The sequence below is a fragment of the Microcoleus sp. M2_D5 genome (assembly GCF_036701935.1).
Lineage (GTDB): Bacteria > Cyanobacteriota > Cyanobacteriia > Cyanobacteriales > Microcoleaceae > Microcoleus.
On record NZ_JAUBRP010000097.1, the window covers coordinates 1 to 21,026 of the forward strand.

16 protein-coding genes and 1 pseudogene are annotated in these 21,026 nt (G+C 46.8%); 6 read left to right on the forward strand and 11 right to left on the reverse strand.

Features of this window, described 5'->3' with window-relative positions; genetic code table 11:
* On the forward strand, positions 1-207 hold a 207-nt coding region (locus QUA50_RS26525), incomplete at its 5' end, for a hypothetical protein (RefSeq protein WP_333433671.1).
* Positions 208-468: 261 nt separating this feature from the next.
* A pseudogene (locus QUA50_RS29325) lies at positions 469-642 on the forward strand (DUF255 domain-containing protein); the annotation flags it as partial.
* Between the two features lie 8 nt (positions 643-650).
* Here the strand turns inward: QUA50_RS29325 and QUA50_RS26535 are convergent.
* Positions 651-797, reverse strand: a complete 147-nt coding sequence (locus QUA50_RS26535) for a hypothetical protein (protein WP_333265118.1) — start codon at positions 795-797, stop codon at positions 651-653.
* A gap of 295 nt (positions 798-1,092) precedes the next feature.
* Positions 1,093-2,667 carry an outer membrane protein assembly factor BamB family protein gene (locus tag QUA50_RS26540; protein WP_333265117.1) on the reverse strand — a complete coding sequence of 525 codons (1,575 nt, stop codon included), beginning with the start codon at positions 2,665-2,667 and terminating at the stop codon, positions 1,093-1,095.
* Between the two features lie 127 nt (positions 2,668-2,794).
* Between QUA50_RS26540 and QUA50_RS26545 the strand changes: the two genes are divergently transcribed.
* A complete protein-coding gene (locus QUA50_RS26545; RefSeq protein ID WP_333265116.1) occupies positions 2,795-4,882 on the forward strand; it encodes a thioredoxin domain-containing protein in 2,088 nt (695 codons plus the stop codon).
* A 315-nt stretch (positions 4,883-5,197) separates the two neighbouring features.
* Here the strand turns inward: QUA50_RS26545 and QUA50_RS26550 are convergent, their stop codons facing one another.
* The 4 genes from QUA50_RS26550 to QUA50_RS26565 all read right to left on the reverse strand — a co-directional run bounded on the left by QUA50_RS26550 (position 5,198) and on the right by QUA50_RS26565 (position 9,493).
* The gene (locus tag QUA50_RS26550; RefSeq protein ID WP_333265115.1) at positions 5,198-6,286 is read right to left on the reverse strand and encodes an ABC transporter ATP-binding protein; all 1,089 of its coding nucleotides are present in this window, start codon (positions 6,284-6,286) and stop codon (positions 5,198-5,200) included.
* A gap of 287 nt (positions 6,287-6,573) precedes the next feature.
* Entirely contained in the window at positions 6,574-7,635 is a 1,062-nt protein-coding gene (locus QUA50_RS26555; RefSeq protein ID WP_333265114.1) for a spermidine/putrescine ABC transporter substrate-binding protein, read from the reverse strand.
* Between the two features lie 51 nt (positions 7,636-7,686).
* Complete coding sequence (locus QUA50_RS26560; RefSeq protein WP_333265113.1) at positions 7,687-8,538, reverse strand: ABC transporter permease; 852 nt, start codon at positions 8,536-8,538, stop codon at positions 7,687-7,689.
* Between the two features lie 109 nt (positions 8,539-8,647).
* Positions 8,648-9,493: an ABC transporter permease gene (locus QUA50_RS26565; RefSeq protein ID WP_333265112.1), complete on the reverse strand. Its 846-nt coding sequence runs from the start codon at positions 9,491-9,493 to the stop codon at positions 8,648-8,650.
* 228 nt (positions 9,494-9,721) lie between these two features.
* Here QUA50_RS26565 and QUA50_RS26570 point away from each other — a divergent pair, with 228 nt between their 5' ends.
* Entirely contained in the window at positions 9,722-11,233 is a 1,512-nt protein-coding gene (locus QUA50_RS26570; protein ID WP_333265111.1) for an FAD-dependent oxidoreductase, read from the forward strand.
* Between the two features lie 332 nt (positions 11,234-11,565).
* Here the strand turns inward: QUA50_RS26570 and QUA50_RS26575 are convergent, their stop codons facing one another.
* The 4 genes from QUA50_RS26575 to QUA50_RS26590 form a co-directional block, all read right to left on the reverse strand.
* Entirely contained in the window at positions 11,566-14,379 is a 2,814-nt protein-coding gene (locus QUA50_RS26575; RefSeq protein ID WP_333265110.1) for a chloride channel protein, read from the reverse strand.
* Positions 14,380-14,871: 492 nt separating this feature from the next.
* Complete coding sequence (locus QUA50_RS26580; protein ID WP_333265109.1) at positions 14,872-15,828, reverse strand: GDSL-type esterase/lipase family protein; 957 nt, start codon at positions 15,826-15,828, stop codon at positions 14,872-14,874.
* Between the two features lie 121 nt (positions 15,829-15,949).
* Positions 15,950-17,245 carry a TldD/PmbA family protein gene (locus QUA50_RS26585; RefSeq protein WP_333265108.1) on the reverse strand — a complete coding sequence of 432 codons (1,296 nt, stop codon included), beginning with the start codon at positions 17,243-17,245 and terminating at the stop codon, positions 15,950-15,952.
* 384 nt (positions 17,246-17,629) lie between these two features.
* On the reverse strand, positions 17,630-18,490 hold the full coding sequence (locus tag QUA50_RS26590; RefSeq protein ID WP_333265107.1) for a Tab2/Atab2 family RNA-binding protein: 861 nt from the start codon (positions 18,488-18,490) through the stop codon (positions 17,630-17,632).
* A gap of 298 nt (positions 18,491-18,788) precedes the next feature.
* Here QUA50_RS26590 and QUA50_RS26595 point away from each other — a divergent pair, with 298 nt between their 5' ends.
* Both QUA50_RS26595 and QUA50_RS26600 read left to right on the forward strand, forming a co-directional pair.
* Complete coding sequence (locus tag QUA50_RS26595; RefSeq protein WP_333265106.1) at positions 18,789-19,574, forward strand: nucleotidyltransferase domain-containing protein; 786 nt, start codon at positions 18,789-18,791, stop codon at positions 19,572-19,574.
* A 192-nt stretch (positions 19,575-19,766) separates the two neighbouring features.
* Positions 19,767-20,489 (forward strand): pyridoxine 5'-phosphate synthase, encoded by a 723-nt coding sequence (locus tag QUA50_RS26600; protein ID WP_333265105.1) that lies wholly within the window; start codon positions 19,767-19,769, stop codon positions 20,487-20,489.
* A 347-nt stretch (positions 20,490-20,836) separates the two neighbouring features.
* On the opposite strand, the gene QUA50_RS26605 is transcribed toward QUA50_RS26600, so the two are convergent.
* Positions 20,837-21,026, reverse strand: a 190-nt coding sequence (locus QUA50_RS26605; RefSeq protein WP_333401539.1) for a hypothetical protein, incomplete at its 5' end; no start/stop codon positions are given.

Consider the following 21,026-nt stretch of genomic DNA (forward strand, 5'->3'; position numbering starts at 1 on the left):
TCTCCGGCCCATCCCACAAGAAAAAATAACTCTTGTGGGATGGGCCGGAGAGCCCGTCCTAATTATTTTTGCAAGAGGTCTATAGTTTTGGGAACACCTTTACCGTCGCGGCTGTTTCGGGGCAATCGGGCGTGGGATTGCCCCTACGGAAAACCAGCTTTTTGTACGGTTCGTGCCAAGAATGCTGACCCATCCAGGATTTGTTAGGCATTTGGTGGGATGGGGGCAACCACGGGATTGGGGCAGTCACGGGATGGGGGCAACCGGGCGTGGGATTGCCCCTACAAGAGAATGAAACGGCCCTGCCCCTACCGTCCTCACTCTTTTAAGATACAAAGGGCGGGTTTTTGAGATTGTCAATTATTGGCAGGTATTGTTGGTGAACCCGCCCCTACCTTATTAGGGGTAATCGACCTGACATAATATGACAAGCTTAGCCAGCAAAAGCGAAAACACGCGGAAAATTCGATCGACTGGTGGGCCTGGTGCGACGAAGCCTGAGACAGGGCCCGGAGGGAAAATAAACCGATTTTTCTGTCAAATCGCTACTCTAGCTGCAACTGGTGTAGGGTGATGGAAGGTGAGGGATTTTGCGATCGCGCGATCGTCCAATACCTGAATTCGCACTTTATACCGATAAAAAGCGCTTTTCACTGTCCCGCCTGTTTCTTGAACCGCCGCCGTTGAAACGCTTGTTCGTAGTCTTTCCCTTCAGTTCGATCGACATTCCCAGCATTCAGCGACAATCGCAATCCCCACCTTCGTAAAATCAACAGCGACCAATCAAACTCGTGCACTGCTGGTATATCAATCCTTGCAGGAGTCGTAAATTTTTTACCCCACCCCAACCCTCCCCGCGAGTTCGGGGAGGGAATAAGAAATTCGCAAATGATGCGAGGATTGCTATAACAGGTTTCCGATACCTGACATCTTTTATATGAAAGATATAAGCGCAGTTAAACGGCAGGTAGTGGCATTGGCGGATTTCAACACCTTTTTAAGAACAGGCAAGATGCCTGTTCCACAATAAGTCAATTCTCTTGTGGAACAGGCATCTTGCCTGTTCCCAATAGAAGTACAAAATACCAATAACTAACCCAAAGTATACATCCAGCCATCCCTCGCGCAAATCCTGACGATTCCGTCCCACACTACAGGCGTCGCCTCAAATGACAAACCCGGCTTAAATCTCCCCGATTCTATTACTTTCAAACGGTAAAACTCGCCTTTAGCATTTCTCAAAGCATTCCGATCCCCCGACTTCGCTCGTTCCCAATTCAAATTGAACAAATAAACACCGTTGTATCCCGCACTGATCAGTTTATTGCCATCGGTAAAAATCGGAGTCGAAATAGAAGAACCAATCGCTTTTTTAAATACTATTACCGGAGTATCGCAAGACTGGTTTCGCCAAGGCACAAAAGTTTTTTCACCTGTAATCATATCTTGGGAACCGATGTACAAATTGCCGTCGATCGCATTTGTGGCAAACAGCGCCGGAAACTCCCCTGAATTGTACTCGTCATTCAACGCCACCGAGCCAATTATCCCGCCTTCCCAGCTAGAAAGTCGGCGATTTCCCGTCGGCAAAAACCATTCGACGCTGGCATTCGGTTCCTTGTTGGGATTCAGCTTCAGCACTCCGCCGTTGCCCTGAATGTATTGTTTTTCAATGGCACAAAATAGTTTCCCTGATTTAGATATTACAGCACTTCCATCCAAATCTGAACCAGTATAGAAATCCCAAACTATCTTTTTAGTTGCAATGCTAATACCGTAAATATGACCGGAACCAGCAGCTATAAATATTCTATCTTTGAGCCGTGATGGCGATGACTCTGCTACCAAGTTGCCGCCGTGCTTGCTGATATCTGCTGCTGCATAAAGCTGTACTTCCGACAAGATATTTGGCTGCTTGATGCCTTGTTTAATTTTTGCATTGCTTGTGGAACTATCGAGAAAATAGCCGATCGCATTTTCCCCCGCATTGAACAAAACGCCACCGCCGATGTCCAAAGCGCTGCTGTCATTATCCCGGCTGTAGCTGGGCGTTCTCCTGATGTCCAATTTCCAAAGTTCCTTGCCAGTTCTAAAAGATATTGCCCTAAAACTCGGCACGACACTTTTGCCACCGCCACCGCTGCGGCTGCCCTGCAAAATTACAATTCTGTTTTCGGCGCTAGCTTTTTGGTCGATATAAATTGTTGATGAACCTTTGATTATATCATCAAATTTATAGCGCCAAACTTCTTTATTAGTAGCAATATCTATTTTTCGCAAATTGTGGTCGTAAGCACCTATAATTAAATAAGTTTTTCCCCCGTCTCTGGTAATTGTCGGCTGTCCAGTCCAACCCGCGCCGCTCCAAACTACAGACCGCCTTCCCAGAAAAGTCCGACCGCTGCCGAGTGGAAATTTGTCGATTAACTTCAAACTTTTCGGAACACCTCTGCCGTAGAACCGACGCTTGTCGTTACCTAAAAAGGTCGGGACTAATAATTCTATTTCTGGGTCTGCTTTCGCCAGGAAATTGTTAAGATTAGTTTCTAATAAAGCTGGCTCTGAGGATTCAGTTTGGCTGAGTTTGAGAACAGCAGGAGGAACAGCAGCACTCAGCAAAAATTGTCCTAGCTGTTGATTGAAGGTTCTCCGAGATGATAAGCTCATATTAGATCCAGATAATCAACCTTAATATTAAAACATAATTATCAGCAACAACTCAACTAAAACATCTCGCGCTAAACTGCTATAGAACTGACAAGCTTACCCAGTACGAGTTAAAGTGGATTTGATTATGGTCAACCGTCTTGCTCAATCCCAAAGCCTTTACCTGCGGAAACACGCCGAAAATCCGATCGACTGGTGGCCCTGGTGTGACGAAGCTTTGGAAGCGGCCCGAAGCGAAAATAAACCGATTTTCCTGTCAATTGGCTACTCTAGCTGCCACTGGTGTACGGTGATGGAAGGGGAAGCATTTTCCGATCGCGCGATCGCCCAATACATGAATTCGCATTTTATACCGATAAAAGTCGATCGTGAAGAACGCCCGGATATCGACAGCATTTATATGCAAACCTTGCAAATGATGACCGGTCAAGGCGGTTGGCCGCTCAACGTTTTTCTCACTCCAGACGAGCGAGTTCCCTTCTACGGAGGCACTTATTTCCCCGTAGAACCGCGCTACGGACGGCCGGGATTTTTAGAAGTTTTGCAAGCAATTCGCCGCTTTTACGACACAGAAAAAGGCAAAGTAGAAGCCTTCAAAGCAGAGATTTTAGGCAACCTCCAACAGTCGGCAGCGCTGTCAGGAGTCACCGCCGAATTAAATCGCGAACTCTTCCAGAAAGGGTTAGAAACCAATACCGGAATTGTTGCAGGCCACAACCCCGGCCCCAGTTTTCCGATGATACCTTATGCTGAGCTAGCACTGCGGGGAACGCGATTTAATTTTGAATCAAAATACGACAGCAAACAAGTCTGCACTCAGCGCGGATTAGACTTAGCATTGGGCGGCATTTACGACCACGTAGGAGGCGGATTTCACCGCTATACGGTTGACGCGACTTGGACTGTCCCGCACTTTGAAAAAATGCTCTACGACAACGGTCAAATTGTTGAGTATTTAGCAAATTTGTGGAGCGCGGGAATACAAGAACCCGCTTTTGAAACTGCGATCGCGGGGACAGTAGAATGGCTGAAGCGAGAAATGATTGCGCCAACAGGCTATTTTTATGCTGCACAGGATGCTGATAGTTTTAACACTTCACAGGAAGTTGAACCGGAAGAAGGAGCATTTTATGTCTGGACTTACGCCGAACTGGAACAACTATTAACTGCTGAGGAATTGGCGGAAATTAAAGCACAGTTTACTGTTAGTCGCAGCGGCAATTTTGAAGGCAAGAATGTATTGCAGCGCCGCCATCCAGGAAAACTGAGCGACACGGTAGAAACGGCTTTGGCTAAACTCTTTGCTGTGCGTTACGGTGGTCATCCCGATACTGTAAAAACCTTTCCGCCAGCCCGCAACAATCAAGAAGCTAAAAACGACAGTTGGCCGGGTAGAATTCCCGCAGTTACTGACACGAAAATGATTGCTGCTTGGAATAGCTTGATGATTTCGGGTTTGGCCCGCGCGGCGGCTGTTTTTGGAAATTGGGAATATCTAGAATTAGCTGTGAAAGCGGCTAGTTTTATTTTAGACAATCAGTGGACGGATGGGCGGTTTCAGCGGTTGAATTATGACGGACAATCTGCTGTTACCGCGCAGTCGGAAGATTATGCTTTGTTTGTGAAAGCTTTGTTGGATTTGCACCAAGCGAGTTTGACTTTAGGAAACGGGGAAGAGGCAAAACAGTTGCCGAATTCTCAGTTTTGGTTGGAGAAAGCTGTGCAGGTGCAAGAAGAGTTTGATGAGTTTTTGTGGAGCGTGGAATTGGGAGGATATTACAATACTGCTAAGGATGCTAGCGGAGATTTGTTGGTGCGGGAACGCAGCTATATAGACAATGCAACTCCGGCGGCGAATGGAATTGCGATCGCCTCTTTGGTTCGCCTCGCGCTGTTGGGCCCGAATCTAGAATATCTCGATCGCGCGGAGCAAGGTTTGCAAGCTTTCAGCAGTATTGTACAAGATGCTCCGCAAGCTTGTCCGAGTCTACTTTCGGCGATCGACTGGTATCAGCATTCTACCTTGATTCGCACGTCACCCGACCAGATTTCGGGGTTGATTTCGCAGTATTATCCGACTGCTGTCTGTCAGATTGAGGCTGATTTGCCTGAAGGTGTTATCGGGTTAGTTTGCGAGTGTTTGACTTGCAAGGAACCTGCGAAAAGTCAAGAGCGACTGTTGGAGGAAATTTTGCAAAGTCAAACGCGGATTTAGCAGCAATACTGTCTATATTATTGAACCGCGAAGACGCGAAAAACGCGTTCGGCGAAGCCGTTCCCGTAGGGTAGGAAGAAGGAGGAAGCAGAAGGAAGAAGTAGATTATCTTCTACCGGGAAGGAAGTACATCTTCAATCGGCTCCTCAATAGACTTTTTGCAAAAGTCATTTTAAGCAAATTTTCGGACGGGCAAGATTCCCATCCCACAAGAGAAAAAACTTTTTGTGGGATGGGCCGGAGAGCCCGTCCCAGCTATTTTTGCAAGAGGTCTAATCTTCCAAATAATCTCCGTGGCTTCAGCCCGCTTGAGTGTCAAACAATGTAGATACTTTCCGGCGGCACTGCTACTCGAACGCTGTCGCCGACTTGGTGTCGCTGCAAGTCATCTCTGTGCAAGTTTTGTCGGCGAAGGGCGATCGAACTTTTAGCAGTCAACCGCACCGTATAGCGCGTATCAGTGCCAATATAAATAGCCTCTTCTACTATTCCCGGCCAGCTATTTTCATCCTCATAATTAGCCGGATAAATAGCAGCTTTTTCTGGCCGCAACACCAGCGTTACAACTTTCCCAGCGGGCATATCTTCGGCTGTCGCAACTAACACGGGCAACTGCTGGTCAACCAACACGATTATTTTACCATTTTGCTTTTCTACTACTCGACCATTTAAAAAATTGCTGTCGCCAATAAAATCAGCAACAAACCGCGTTTTAGGATATTCATAAATATCAACAGGCGTGCCGACTTGTTGCAGTTTTCCTCCATCCATCACTGCAATTCTGTCTGACATTGTTAGTGCTTCTTCCTGATCGTGAGTTACATAAATAAACGTAATGCCCAATTTTCGCTGCATTTTTTTTAATTCTAACTGCATCTCTTTACGCAATTTTAAATCCAGCGCTCCTAGGGGTTCATCCAACAGCAAAACAGACGGTTGTTTGACTAATGCTCTTGCTAGTGCCACTCGCTGCTGCTGTCCGCCTGACAGTTGGCGGGGATAGCGTTTTCCTACCTCGGTTAACTGTACTAATGCTAAGGCTTCAGCAACGCGATCGCGAATTGTTTGCTGAGGCATATTCTCCATTTCCAACCCAAAAGCGACATTTTGTGCTACTGTCATGTGCGGAAATAAAGCATAGTTTTGAAATACCGTATTTACTGGGCGGTGAAATGGCGGGCGATTTTGCATCGGTTGGCAGTGAATGTAAATTTCGCCCGCTGTGGGAATTTCAAAACCGGCAATCATTCGCAAAGTTGTAGTTTTGCCGCAGCCGGAAGGGCCTAGTAAAGAAAAGAATTCGCGATCGTAAATTTGCAGGTTGATGTTATCTACCGCTAAGAAATCTTGACTGCGGGCGCTTTTAAATACTTTGGAAACTTCTAAAACTTCGACAGAGTGCATTGTGTTAGTATGTGTGAGTAATAAAAATCTGAGTTTTAGTCTGGTTAAACTGATATCTTGCACCATTCTCAATTACTGGTTTAGGAACGGGCTCTCCGGCCCGTTCCACAAGAAATTTATTCTTTGTGGAACAGGCATCTTGCCTGTTCTTGACGGGCTCTCCGGCCCGTTCCACAAGAAATTTATTCTTTGTGGAACAGGCATCTTGCCTGTTCTTGAGAATGGTGCAACTCCAAAACAAGCTAAAAAATTAAGTAAACCAGCCCCGGCAGAAACCTGTTTTATATCTACTTTCCAGCCCCTGCTTTAACTTCCGTCCAAGCTCGATCGTACAATGCGGTTGCTTTCCCGACATCCTCCAATAATTTCATTTTGGCAAACACCTCAGTCGGCGGGTAAATTTGAGGATTTTTCAAATCTTTCTGGTCGATTAAACCTCGATCGATTGCTGCTTTGTTGGGCGATCCGAAGTGGGTAAAATTAGAAATTTGAGCGCCGACTTCTGGCTGCAAAATAAAGTTAATAAATTTCTCCGCTAACTCTTTCTGGGGCGCACCTTTGGGAATAGCCATGTTGTCAGAAAAAATGATTGTTCCTTCTTTGGGAATAGCGTAACGGAGATTAGGATTTTCTGTCATCACTTGGAAAATATCACCGCTCCATTCCATTGTCAAATTTACTTCTCCTTGATCTAGCATATTTTGCCCGGTGTCGGGGACAAAAGCTGCAATGATATTTTTACTTTTAATCAGCAAATCGCGGGCTTTGTTAATCTCTTCGGGATTGGTTGTATTTGGGTCAAATCCTAAATACATTAAAACTCCTGCTAATGTGTATCTAGCATCGTCTTGCCACGCTACTTTTCCGGTATATTTAGGGTCGAACATCACCCCCCAACTGTTAATTTCTCCCTGGACTGTTTTCACGTTGTAGCCAATTCCCATTGTTCCCCACTGGTAGGGCAGCGAATATTTATTCCCAGGGTCAAAAGCTTGATTGATAAACTTAGGTTCTAGGTTTTTTTGGTTGGGAATATTGTTTAAATTCAGCGGCTCAATTATATTTTCTGCAATCATGATTTTCACCATGTAATCGGCGGGAAATATTAAGTCGTAACCGGGGTTGCCCTGTTTGAGTTTGGCATAGAGTGCGTCGCTGTTCTCGAAAGTGTCGTATTGAATTTTAACATTGTTCTCTTTCTCGAATTGGGCGATCGCTTCTGGGGCGATATAACTTGCATAATTGTAAATGCTGAGCACTTGCTGTTGGTTGCCACCTGTGGGGCTACAGCCGAAAGCCACCGTTGCACTCATCACAAACAAAAGTAGGAAAGTCAGCAGGCGTTTCATAGGTTTTGTTAGTTGCAGACGACAATCATTATGACACAGAAAGAAAATTTTTTAATTTTTTTGAACTTTTAACGATGATACAACCAGCAACAATGAAGCCAACAACATCAAAGTTGAAATAGCATTAATCGCTGGCGTCACTGAGAATTTTATCATGCCGTAAACAAATAATGGTAGCGTCATGGAACCGACGCCGGTGGTAAAAAATGTCACGACAAAATCGTCCAGCGACAAAGTAAAAGCCAACAGTGCAGCGCTGAAAATAGCAGGCCAAATTAGAGGGAGAGTGATGCGCCAAAAAGCCCGCCATTCGTTAGCGCCTAAGTCAAAAGCTGCTTGTTCTAATTGAGGCTCTAGTTCCGCCAAACGCGCCCTGACAGTAATAGTCACAAAGGAAATATTAAAGACAATGTGACCGATAATTACAGTAGGTAAGCCGAGATTCAGGCGAATTCCCGTGAGATTTTCTACGATCCGAAATACTAGGGTAAAGAAAACTAGCAGCGAAATGCCGATCGTAATTTCGGGCATAATAATCGGCAAAAACAGTAAAGCTTCTACTGCTTTGCGCCCCGGAAAATGAAAGCGTTCGAGTGCTAGGGCGAGCATTGTACCAAAAATTGTCGCTAACACAGTCGAAATAGCTGCAATTAGCAAGCTGTTGTTGAGTGCTGTCCAGATTCCGGCGCTGCTACTCGTAGCAATCGTCGCCCCTGCATTGCTAAACAAACTGCGGTACCAATCGAGGGTAAAACCGCGCCAAACGGCATTGAATCTGGAGGCGTTAAAGGAGTAAATAATTAAGATGAGAATTGGCAAGTAAAGAAAGGCTAATGCTAGTACAGCTTGTACCAAAAGCCACTTTTTGCCGATCGCCCGCACGAGTAAATCTAGTTTAGTCATTAGTCAAAAATAGGTTCGCCCTCCGGGGCAGGTTTTACAGACAATCTGTGCCTAAGACCAATAATCTCATAAACCCGCCCCACCCAACTGTCAATCTCAATCTACCTGTTTAAGTTTCGTCAGACACGCGGAAGTAAATTAACACCGGAATCAATATGATTACCGTTAACAGCATAGAAAGCGCCGATCCAAAAGGCCAGTCGCGGGCTCTCATAAACTGATTTTGAATCAAATTTCCCACCATCACTGTTTTAGATCCGCCCAATATATCCGGTGTGATGAAAGCGCCCACAGCGGGAACAAAAACTAAAATAGATCCTGCCACAATGCCGCGACTTGTTAATGGCAAAAATACGCGCCAGAAAGTGCGGATGTCATTTGCACCTAAATCGTGAGCGGCTTCTACCAATGAAAAATTGAAGCGTTCTATGCTAGAATATAAAGGCAGAACCATGAAAGGTAAATAGCCGTAAATCAGACCGATCGCCACAGCGAAAGGCGTAAAAAGCAAGTTTAACGGTTCGCTAATAATTTGCAGGCTTTGCAAGGCTGTGTTAACTACTCCTTCGCTACGCAGCAGTACGATCCAAGCGTAGGTTCTTACTAAAAAATTAGTCCAAAATGGAATAATTACCAGCAAAAGCAAAGCATTGCGCCAGCGGGGAGAACGGGTGGCGATGAAGAATGCGAGGGGATAGCCCACTAACAAGCAAGTGGCTGTTGTTAGAAAAGCCAGCCACAGCGATCGCCCAATTACTCCTAAGAAAAGTCCGCTGAACAAACGCTGGTAGTTGCTGAGAGTAAATATCCAAGTAACGCCGCCGTAAGTACCGCGTTCTAAGAAACTGTACAACAGTACAATTAGCAGGGGCAAAATGAAGAAAACCATCAGCCAGGCCGTAGCGGGAAATAAGAGCAGCAACAGGTTAGTCTGCTGGCGGTTTTTGACACTCATTATTCACTCAAGCGAAATTTAGCACATAATTCAACACATTTTATATCAAATCCGCATTTTATGAATTATGTCATCCTTAATAAGGAATGAAAATTAAATAACTTACACAAGGAAAGTGGGGTGGGCGTCCCGCCCGCCCTTTTTGGACGGGCGGGACGCCCATCCCACAATAACAATTAAAATTGTAAGTTATTTAATTCCCGATCCTAAATTATCAAGAGGTACGCAATGTCAGCAGAATCGTCAACCCCAAAAATAGTCGTCGTCGGTGCAGGATGGGCCGGTTTAGGCGCTACCTATCACCTAGCCCAGCAAGGCTATGACGTAACTTTGTTAGAAGCAGGCCCTTATCCGGGCGGCTTAGTTGCAGGGTGGAAAACCGCCGGCGGGCGTTCCGTAGAAGCTGGGATTCATGGCTTCTGGTATCCCTACCAAAATATCTTTTCCTTAGTCAAGCAATTAGGACTCGATCCCTTCACACCTTGGACTCGTTCTTGTCAGTATTCACCAGCGGGATTGGAAGTAGAATCGCCGATTTTTCAGGACGAACCGCGCCTTCCTACACCGTTAGGAACCTTTCTTTACACCAGATTTAAAAGGCTGCCATTAGTCGATCGGCTTTCAGCCTTGCCCTTACTCTACGCCGTCCTAGATTTCGACAATTCCGACGAAGCTTGGCGCAGGTACGATCGCGTCACAGCCCGCGAACTATTCAAACAATTTGGCGTTTCTGCAAGACTGTACCGCGATGCTTTTGAACCGATGTTATTAGTAGGTTTATTTGCACCAGGAGAACAATGTTCTGCTGCCGCAGCTTTGGGAATGCTTTATTATTTCATATTAGCACACCAACCGGATTTTGATGTAGTTTGGTGTCGCGGCACAGTCGGAGAAAAAATCTTTCGCCCGTGGGTCGATCGCCTGGAAACAATCGGCGCAAAAGTATTGACAAAGCAGCGAGTTACTGATTTAATCGTTGACAGCAACAACCGAGCAACAGGCGTTGTTTGCGGCGAAGAAACCTTCGAGGCAGATGCAGTTATTTTTGCAGTTGGCGTCACGGGAATGCAAAAAATTATCAGCAGCAGCCCAGCTTTGCAAAGTCGCCAAGAGTTTCGAGATGCGATGAATTTGGGTGCAGTTGACGTGTTAGCTGTTCGCCTGTGGTTTGACAGGAAAATTGAGATTCCCCTGCCTTCTAATGCCTGTTTTGGATTTAGTTCAACTACAGGTTGGACGTTTTTTGATTTGAATGCTTTGCACGACGAATTTCGAGACGAACCTGGAACAGTTGTCGAAGCTGACTTTTATCACGCAAATCAATTAATTCCCCTAAAAAATGAGGAAATAGTTTCCTTAGTTCAGCGGGATTTAGCGACTTGCATCCCCGCTTTTCGGGAGGCAAAAGTAATTGACAGCAGCGCGATTCGGCTGTCGCGGGCGGTGACGCATTTTGCCCCTGGCAGCTATCAGTATTTGTTGCCTGCGGTAACAAGTTATGATAATGTATTTATGAGCGGCGATTGGGTTGTCACCCGCCACGGTTCTTGGTCGCAAGAAAAGGCTTATGTTACTGGTTTGGAGGCGGCTAATTTGGTAATTTCGCGTTTCGGAATCGGAAGCAAAGCGGCAATTATTCCCGTGGAAGCTGACGAACCGCACATTCAAATCGGGAGAAAGATTAATCAGTTTACTCGCAGTATGACTAAAACTTTCATTCCAGATTTTTGGCTGCCATAAGAAGAAGGAAATTCGCCAACGCATTTAACAGATATCTTGCACCATTCTCAATTAGCCGTAGGGGCGGGTTCGCCAACAGCCTTAAAGCTTGCAAATAGGTTCTATAAACCCGCCCGACACCACGAAAAATCCTATTATTGATATTGCTGCAAGATGTCAGATTTAACTGAGATGTTGCACCATTCTCAATAAGCTTTTTATGAACAGGCAAGATGCCTGTTCCACAAGAAAATTCACTCTTCGCTTCACAGGCATCTTGCCTGTTCTTGAGAATGGTGCAAGATGTGAGATTTAACAGATGTTAGGAAGAAGGGGGATTCCCGTCTGGTTAGCTAAGAGGCCGATCGCACTAAAATGACTGTACAGTCGCACCCGCGCGCCACAGCTTCTGGAATGTTCCCGTGAATCACCTGTTTCAGCAGCCCTTCCCGGCTTGCTCCCAGGACGATCGCATCGCACTGATCGTTCTGAGCCAAATCAATTAAAGCATCAGAAACCGATTTAGCGCAAACCGAAGTCGCTATTATCGAACAGCTAACCCGGCGCTTGATAAACTCCGCCGCTTGCTTTAATTCTCCGCGATCTGGTGCTGCGACAGAAGGCTGGTGAACCTGACACAATTTAATCTCCGGTACAGCACTCGCAGCCACCAAAGCAGGTAGCAGCCGCAAAGCCGCAGCTTGCTTGTAACCGCCGCGAATAGGCACCAACCAGCGGTGCAAACCCATCAGCGTGTGCAGTCCCAATTCTGGCGCTGGAATGTCTGAATTCGGCGGGGAAAGTTCAGTCTCTGGATTCGCTGATGAATCTGAGGATATCGCCAATGGGGGATTATCTGCGCCCTCAACTTTTTCCAGCTTTAACTCCCATTCGATAGAGGTATATTTCCGCCCGCTGAAAGCGGCGGCAAACTCATTTTTCTGACGTGTTGCTAATAGTTTTTCGCTCCATTTAACCAAAATTACCTCGCAGCCTGCTTGCCGAATTACGGTATCGACCACATCGCCAAAAATGCGTTCTTTTGTGGATAATTCGCCTTGCCAGCCCATCAAAATCAAATCGATATGTCGCTCCTTAATTGTCTCCAAAATCGCGTGAGGCACGTCGTGAGCTACCCGTATTTGGGTGTGTACCGGCAAGTTCAAATTGCGAATAATTCGTTCGGCTTGTTGCAGCAGGCGGCGGCTTTTGGTTGTCCGCACTGCGCTTTCGGAGGGGGAACTGTTGCGCGGTACTAAGATGATTTGCAAGCATTCTAATTCGTAATTGCGATCGCGCGCGATCGCCGCCGCCAGCCGCAGCAAAGCGGGTGCTGTTTGGGGGTTGGAAAGCGGCACTAATAAGCGGCCGTTTCCGACTTGCGGAGCCCTGGTTTGATAGACAACATAGGAAGGTTCTGGATGCGGGCCCTGGGTTGTTTCTCCGGTGAGGCGATCGGATTCAACTCGGATAATGTCGCTGCGGGTAATAATTCCCACCAAACGGCGGCCTTCTACGACTGGCAAGCGGCTGATATTGTAGTTGTTGAGCCTGTACAATACCTCGCTTAAAGTATCGCTTGCTTTGACGGCGATCGGCTGTACGGTCATAAATTCTTTGAGCAGCGAGTTGCCTGACAAATTGCGCTCACGGGCATTTGCCAAATCGGTTTGACTGACAATTCCGACTAATTTGCCATCTTCAACGACTGGAAATCCTCGGTGGTGCGATCGCGAAAAAGCCTGCATCACTTCATCAAAAGTCAGCAGACTCGAAAGAGTTTCAACTCGGCGCTGCATCACGTCATCTGCGTGCAAGTCGCTCAAAGTATTGCTCGCCGCTTTTGCCTTTGTCAGTTGAATGCCGTTAAACTCCAAAAGGCGATCGTAAAAAGAGCCGCTGTCCACCTTTTCCGCCACCAAATAAGCAACTACAGAACAGATCATCAAAGGCAGCACTAATTTGAAATCCGCCGTAATTTCAAACACAATCACTACCGCAGTAATCGGCGCCCTAGAAACCGCACAAAAAAACGCTCCCATTCCCGCCAAAGCGTAAGTTACCGGCAAACCGACACCCAGGGAATCTGCCTGCACAATTCCCACCATGTGACCGAGTGCAGAACCCATAACTAGGGCTGGGGAAAACAATCCTCCCGGAGCTCCAGAAGCAGCAGAAATAATTGTCAGAAAAAAGTGAGCTATAAAGGCAATTAAACTCGTTATGCCCCTTGCTTCGCCTGTCAGCATAAACTCCCGTAAACCCGTATTATCGCGGAAAGTTGCTGGGAGAAAAGCTATTACTGAACCGCAGATTATGCCAGCTAGAGCCATTCGCACAGGCAAAGCTAATTTGAGCGATCGCCTGTTAAATTGCAAGCTAGCCATAATCCCTTTGGTGAACAAAGCTCCCAGCCATCCCGCTAAAGCTCCTAACAGTATGTAAAACGGGATTTCCCGAGCATCAAAACTGGTTTGGTACGCGCGAAGGTTCAAACTTAAACTATCGCCGCCCAAAAGCTGCGAGACAACTGCACCGATAAATGAAGCGATAATTGCAGTCCCTAAAGTCAATCCCGAAACATCGTGCAGCAGTTCTTCAACTACAAACAAAACTCCTGCAATGGGAGCATTGAAACCAGCAGCCAATCCCGCCGCAGCACCGCAAGCAATCAATTGTCGGCGGTAGTCTGGGGAAGTCGGCATCAAGTGACCTATCCAGCCGGCCAAAGATGCTCCTATTTGCACAGTCGGGCCTTGCCTTCCTAAAGTTAAACCGGAACCAACTGCTAAAATAGTGGTCAGAAGTTTGGCAACGGCTACTCGCAAATCTAAGGAAAGATTGACTCCGCCAAGAGCAGCTTTGACGTGAGGAATGCCGCTGCCCGCAGTTTCTGGAGCCAAACGCTCAACCAATAAACCTGTCAGCAACCCCCCCAATAAACCGACACTGGGAAGTAAGATCCAAGCTGGGATTAATGTCGAGGTAGCAACTCGCCAACTGCCGAGCCATCCGACTCCCGACTTTAGCAAAACACCAGCAAGTCCTGCCACTAAGCCGATCAGACAAGCTTCAAAAATGGCTAGGCGTTTCGGCCGTAAAAAAAGTTGAGATTTGATAACCCTGGAAGGTTCCCTAAATTGTTTAGGGATAGTTATGTACGGCATAAATAGCGTAGATGACCTGAGAATTGTCTGCTCGATCGCACTTTAGCAAAAAATCCTTCGATATTTAGGAATGAGAATTAAATAACTTCCACAAGATTGTGGGATGGGCGTCCCGCCCGTCCACTCATGAGGGGCGGGACGCCCATCCCACAATAACCATTAAAATTGTAAGTTATTTAATTCGCGATACTTACCTGAAATCTGCTGTAATTTCGATGCTACCGGATTTGATATCAATCTGCGTTTTTTTTACCTTATAGCCTCCACCAGTGTTTTCAAATCCGGCACTTCTAAATCAGACTGGCCCCTGGCCGGCAGTGTCGCCCCAAATCCTGTTTGTTCGTGTCTGCGATTTACCCAAATCTCTTTGGCGACTTGACAGCAATTGTCTCAAGACTAGCAGTATTCCCCTTGCCCAATCTTTCAGAGTGCCCTAGCAGTCAAAGCTCACTACTTCAAATTGATTAAATTCTAGCATAGTTCGCTGCTATTCTACGGTTGATATTCAGCAAAAATTTCAATTTTTCCGACAATGTTTTGATTGAATTGAGCCAATTCTTCTGCGGGAATCCAATATTCTTGGTGTATTGAACTGCCCACAGTTTGTACGGGATATTTTTTCAAGAATTCTGCCGCCACCCGAAAGCGGGTGACATAGCCGAAATATCCCGATGCTGCATCTCTTGTATTCCAATCTCGCGCGATTTGTATGGCATAGGCTTTGTGAAGCACGGGATAAAAAATAGGCTGAAAGGATAAGCGGGGCGGAAATGCCAGAAAATCGCTTTCTTTAATCAGTTCCATTTCTTTTTTGCCGACGGCTCGGAACAGCGTTACTGTCTCTCGATCTGAGATATTGATATTTTTAAACCAAGCTTTCCAACCGTCCCAATTGTGCACTATTTTAGCCAATTCAGCGTAACCGGCGGCGCGGGGATGGGAAACGTCATTTTCGGTAAGTTCTTTATGCCAAATTTCCGAGTTTTGCAGCGGAATGCAAACATCTAAATAAGGCACATTTAACTCGTTGCAAACTAGGGCAAACTGTTCGGATAAGTTGGCAATCCGCTTTGTGCGTTCTGCATCGATCACTGGCGGTGGCCCTACCATTAATACTGGAAATATTTGTTTGGCTGACGAGAGAATAAATCGAGCATTTTCAATTGATTTTTCTACTTCTATGCGAATTTTTTCGTTTTCTAGGTAAGTGTCGTTAACGCCAAAGGAAAATACTATTCTGCCATCGCCATAGTGAGGTAAGCGGCAACTAACTTCGTTGAACCAACGAGTTTCTATATTGGCACTGGTTGCTCCCCTTATTCCTAAATTGTAGTAGGTAATATCGTGTCCTTGTCCGCAAGCGGCCGCGCAAATCCGTCCTGTCCAACCGAGACATTTTGGATCGCAAGTACCGTTTACAAAAGAATCGCCGATAAAACAAATACGCATATTATGTGTGGGAATTGTTGACTGTTGACTGTTGACTGTTGACTGTTAACGGATGATTGCTGACAACTGGCTACTTACAACTGCCAACTGCCAACTGCCAACTGACTACTAACAACTGACTTTAATTCTTGCCGATGACGGACAATCCTTCTACAATTAGAGACGGTGTTTGGCAAGAACCGTTCCACTCGGAGTCTCCGCCCAATTCTACTAATTGTTTGAGGACGCTGTAAACATTGCCAGCTACCATTGTGTCTTTGATTCTGCCGACTATTTGACCTTTTTTGACTCGGTAGCCGAGATCGACATTAATTGAAAAATCGCCGGAAATTCCGGGACTGCCGCCAAGCATTTGATCGACTACAATTCCGTCGTCTAATTTAGCGATTAAATCGATTAGCGATCGCGAACCTGGTTTAATCAAAACATTGAACAAACTCGGCGTGGGATAGCTGCCCAAACCCGGCCGAAATCCGTTGCCGGTGGTCCCGCTGCCCAAGGCTCGACCGGTGGTACGATCGGTATAAAATAGCTGCAACACTCCGCTGTTGATAAAGACGATCGCCCGAGTCGGAGTACCTTCGTCATCAAAAGGACAGCTATAGGGCCCGATATCCGGCTGCTGCGAGAGGGTGACAAGGGGCGAAGTCACTTGTTGGCCCAATCGATCGTTCCAAGGCGAAGCGCCTTCGAGTACCTGTTTGCCGTTCAACGCCGCACAGACAGTCCCCCACAGCAAGTCGGCTGCTTTGGCTGTAAACAGCACCGGCACGCGGCCCGTGGGGGGGGCTACATTGTCTTTCGCCCATTCTAAACGCTGCAAAACCCGCTTGGCGCTGGTGTTTAAGTCGAGGGTGCCGCGTTCGGTTTCGCCTTCCCAAATGTTGAGGAAATCTTCTCCCCGCACTAATTCTGCTGACAAGTAACCGCTGAGGGTGGTGTCGGTGTGACTGGAATCCAAGCCTTTGGTGTTCACCAAGCGAGTGCTTTCGATTTCGCAGTCGAGTTCGGCGGTGCAGAGGCTTTCGGGATAGGCTTCGCGGACGATCGCGATCGCCTCTTTGCCCCAGTTTACTAGCTGTTCGGCCGGCACCGACACTCCGCGATCGGGATAAACAATTTTCTCACCGGTGCCTAGTTCGATGGTTTCCGGTTCGTTAAGTTGTGAAAGCGCGATCGCCCTGTCCACCAAAATTTGCGCTTCCACGGGCCCGTAGGCCACCGCCAAACCCGGCCGCCCATCTCGCCACAGCCGCAGGGCAATGCCTTCTGCTTGGGCGGTTTCTAGCTGTTTGAGGCGGTTTGCTTCAAAAAAGACCGGCCGCGAGAGCGATTGCGATTCCAACACCTCAGCAGCTTCTGCACCTGCTTTGGTGGCTAGTTCTAGCAGTTGTTCTGCTGATTGGTGATTGGTCATTGTTGTCGGTGGTTGGTAATGGGCGGTTCGATTTTCGATTTTCGATTTTCGATTTTCGATTAAAGAATTGGCAATAACTTAGGAATGAGAATTAAATAAAATCCACTTTTCATGTTTGTTGTGGGGTGGGCGGGACGCCCGCCCAGAAAGGACGGGCGGGACGCCCATCCCACAAGAAAAAAGGGAAATTATTTAATTGACGATCCTTACTGGATATGGGTTGGGTGCACGGGTCTACATTTAGATTCTTTTGGGAAAACTGGTGTAATTGGCGATAACCAGATTTTACAGTCATTGGTCATCAGTCATCAGTTAACAATCTACCGTCATTAGTCTAGAGTTCACAGCTATATTGACTCATAACTAATGACTGATGACTAATAACTAAATAGTTAGTTCGTGCAGCAACCAAAATCCAGCAAAAGATTCCGATTCGGGATTCGACTGAATTGCTAAGAAATGTACTTTTTTTGCTTGGTTTTTCGCGGCTTCAAATCCTTTCGCTTCTCTCTCAGTTGCTGCGTCTCTGACACTCGCTAAAATCCAGCGATCGTTAGCTCCCGTATCTAATACCAGCCTAGCGGGTGGGCCGCTCTCAAATTTCAGAAAAGCCAACTCTAAACCCGACATCCAACCTGCCAGGGCGTTTGCTCTCGACGAGTAGATAATCAGTCCCGGAATTTGCGTTTCCGGGCCCAGGCGTGTCATCGGCAGTCCGAAAGCTTCGCCAAATCCGATATCCCACTCGGACATTTCGTCAAAAGCGGCGATCGGCAAACTCACAAACGCCCATTTTTCGCCGATTAAAGCATCCGGCAGCGCAACTGGCGTTTCGGGTACAAATTGAACGCTGGGGTTCACAACCGGTTGATAGCCCGGTTCGGCGGGATAAACGTCTTGCATCCGTTCTTCCAGCCACAGGCTGAGGGCGAGGGTGCGGCGGCTGCAGGCGGCGGGAATGTCCAAGTCATCGCAGGCTTTAGTAATCATGTTCGCCATTTGGCGGCGGAAAAAGCGGATTTTTTCGGGGCGTTTCGGTGCTGCGGCGATCGCATCTTTAATTGCACCCGCCAGCCACAGGGAATTCACGGTAGAACTGGAGCAGAATTGCGAGTAGCGAAAAAGAGATTCTGCCTTGTCGCCTACATTCAGCGGGCTTTCGCAGATCAACACTTCCCATTTTTTTTTCTCTCGCTCGTCTACGATCGGACGGCTGTAAAAGTCGAGTTCCCAAATAGTTGCCATGCCGCGCTGTTAAAAATTAATCCTTTCTCATGTTACCGGACAGGGGGCAAGTTTCTGATTCTGACAATTTAAGGCTGATTTTCACTCGCGGGCGATTCCCTACGGGATAGCTTCGCCGCGCGTACTTTCCCAAAGATTGTTACTTTCCCTTGCAGCTTCCCGTGTAATTTTTGGCAGCCGTACACAACCGGAAGCATTAGTAGCAACTCTTCGGGGAACTGTTGCGGAGCAATCTCAACCCGCGATGGTTTGTTAAACTTGTGCAAGCCAGGGAAAACAAACAGTATAGCTTGATTCCATGAGACAAATCATTCTTGAAAAGATTGTTTCAACCTTACAACCTTTAGATTTTGTTCTCGCTTTGTGGCAAGGAGGTTCTGCTGCCCACGGATACACCGACGAGTGGTCAGACCTCGATATTGCGGTTGTGGTTGAAGATAACTGCGTGGAAGAAACATTGGAGATTGTTGAACAAGCCCTCGCAGAAATTGGCGAGATAGAACTCAAATATCGAGTTCCCGAACCCGCTTGGCACGGTCAATCGCAGTGCTTCTGGCGGGTGAAAGAAACCCCCCCGTTCTTGCTAATTGATTTCGCCGTTTTCCGGCGCAGCAGCCACAACGATTTTCTGGAAATAGAGAGACACGGGAAAGTGCCGATCGCCTTTGACAAAGCTAATCTAATTGTACCGCATCCTTTGGAGCGAAGCCAACATTTATCTACAATGCAGTCGAGATTCAACGACCTTAAAATCCGTTTCGATTTGCTGCAACCTCTGGTAAAAAAAGAGATTTATCGCGGACATTTAGTAGATGCGATCGGCAACTATCACAATTGGACGCTTCTACCCTTAGTCGAACTGCTGGGAATGATTTACCGTCCCCACAGATACGATTTTGAACTCAAATATTTTACCCGAGACTTTACCCCCGAAATAGTCGATCGCGTCGCACCGCTTTTCTGCATCGCCAACCTTGAAGATTTGGCAGCCAAACAGCAAAAAGCGGAGGCTTTCTTTGCAGAAAGTTTACCGCTTGCACAAGCAAATTTTTCCTCTGATAATGCCCTAACACTACCGCAATAGGCTCAAGATTTCGTACCAAAAGCGATTAATATAGTATTATCAACTTATATCTTGCACCATTGTCAATACTCCTTTTTTGAACAGGCTTTTCGGCCTGTTCCACAGGAAAATCTACTCTTTGTGGAACGGGCCGAAGAGCCCGTTCTTGAGAAAGATGCAAGATGTGAGTTCAACCTTAAAGATTAACATCCCATGACCAAACTCAGCGTCAACATCAACAGAATCGCCCTCCTCAGAAACTCTCGAAACATCGGCATCCCCAGCGTTACCGAAGCCGCAAAAACTGTAATTGCTGCCGGAGCTCATGGCGTTACAGTCCATCCCCGCCCCGACGAAAGGCACATCAAAGCTGCCGATGTTTACGAATTAGCCAAAATGCTAACTGTCGAGTTCAACATCGAAGGAAATCCGTTTCAGCCGCCATTTATGGATATAGTTTGCGACGTAAAACCGGCTCAGTGTACCTTGGTGCCGGACGCTCCCGACGCGCTAACATCCGATAGCGGTTGGAATATTCCCGAAAATCGCGATCGGCTCTTACCAATCATTGAAAAATTAAAAGACAACGGCATCAGAGTCAGCTTGTTTATGGACGCAGATGCTGCTCTCATGCCGCTAGCAAAAGAAGTTGGAGCAGACAGAGTAGAACTGTACACGGAACCCTACGCAACTGCTTTTCGCGAAGGTAGAGCAGACTTTGTTTTTCAACAATATGTCTTAGCAGCTAAAGCGGCTCAATCAGCAGGTTTAGGGGTGAATGCCGGACATGATTTAAATTTGCAAAACTTAGCTAAATTTTGCTCGATTCCTGATATACTAGAAGTATCAATTGGTCATGCTTTAATTGCGGAAGCGCTAGAAATGGGGTTATCCAACACAGTACAAGCTTACCTAAAAATCCTGGCAGGTTCGTAGTACCAATTAACCTCGTGTGGTAGGGCGGGTGAGCGATCCGGTAAACTCGTTTGTATCAGAGGTACTAACCGGCCCCGCCATTACAAGCGGTAAGGTGTGGACTGCACACCTTACAGGTAGAGTGTGTGCGTCCAGGACTGATAATTAGTCGATCGTCAAAAACTAAATAAGACGAGGGGCTGTTACCCCGTGGGGGTGCTAGCCGTTTTCTAGTAGCAAGGCACAGCCAGAATCCAAAACACCGCGTTTTTTGGGTGGGGGAATTTTTTAAGCAAGATCCTCCGAAACAGCTTGAATTTTCCTCGACCAAGTTACTAATATTCTCTAAGGCTCGCGAATTAAATAACTTACAGCGTATTCGGTGGTTTATGAAGTACACTCCAGAAACCGGGTTTCTTTACAGTTCTCGCCTCTGGTTCTGATTCTGTTGCTAGAAACCCGGTTTCTTGCGATCTACATACACATGGAATATGCTGTATAATTTTAATTGTTATTGTGGGATGGGCGTCCCGCCAGTCCAAAAAGGACTGGCGGGAC

What these genes read in the sequence shown, in the direction of transcription:
- QUA50_RS26575 (WP_333265110.1), bottom strand. Translation starts at nt 14,379, where the DNA reads ATGCCGTACATAACTATCCCTAAACAATTTAGGGAACCTTCCAGGGTT.
- QUA50_RS26550 (WP_333265115.1), bottom strand. Translation starts at nt 6,286, where the DNA reads ATGCACTCTGTCGAAGTTTTAGAAGTTTCCAAAGTATTTAAAAGCGCC.
- QUA50_RS26540 (WP_333265117.1), bottom strand. Translation starts at nt 2,667, where the DNA reads ATGAGCTTATCATCTCGGAGAACCTTCAATCAACAGCTAGGACAATTT.
- QUA50_RS26545 (WP_333265116.1), top strand. Translation starts at nt 2,795, where the DNA reads ATGGTCAACCGTCTTGCTCAATCCCAAAGCCTTTACCTGCGGAAACAC.
- QUA50_RS26570 (WP_333265111.1), top strand. Translation starts at nt 9,722, where the DNA reads ATGTCAGCAGAATCGTCAACCCCAAAAATAGTCGTCGTCGGTGCAGGA.
- QUA50_RS26560 (WP_333265113.1), bottom strand. Translation starts at nt 8,538, where the DNA reads ATGACTAAACTAGATTTACTCGTGCGGGCGATCGGCAAAAAGTGGCTT.
- QUA50_RS26580 (WP_333265109.1), bottom strand. Translation starts at nt 15,828, where the DNA reads ATGCGTATTTGTTTTATCGGCGATTCTTTTGTAAACGGTACTTGCGAT.
- QUA50_RS26595 (WP_333265106.1), top strand. Translation starts at nt 18,789, where the DNA reads ATGAGACAAATCATTCTTGAAAAGATTGTTTCAACCTTACAACCTTTA.
- QUA50_RS26600 (WP_333265105.1), top strand. Translation starts at nt 19,767, where the DNA reads ATGACCAAACTCAGCGTCAACATCAACAGAATCGCCCTCCTCAGAAAC.
- QUA50_RS26565 (WP_333265112.1), bottom strand. Translation starts at nt 9,493, where the DNA reads ATGAGTGTCAAAAACCGCCAGCAGACTAACCTGTTGCTGCTCTTATTT.
- QUA50_RS26590 (WP_333265107.1), bottom strand. Translation starts at nt 18,490, where the DNA reads ATGGCAACTATTTGGGAACTCGACTTTTACAGCCGTCCGATCGTAGAC.
- QUA50_RS26555 (WP_333265114.1), bottom strand. Translation starts at nt 7,635, where the DNA reads ATGAAACGCCTGCTGACTTTCCTACTTTTGTTTGTGATGAGTGCAACG.
- QUA50_RS26585 (WP_333265108.1), bottom strand. Translation starts at nt 17,245, where the DNA reads ATGACCAATCACCAATCAGCAGAACAACTGCTAGAACTAGCCACCAAA.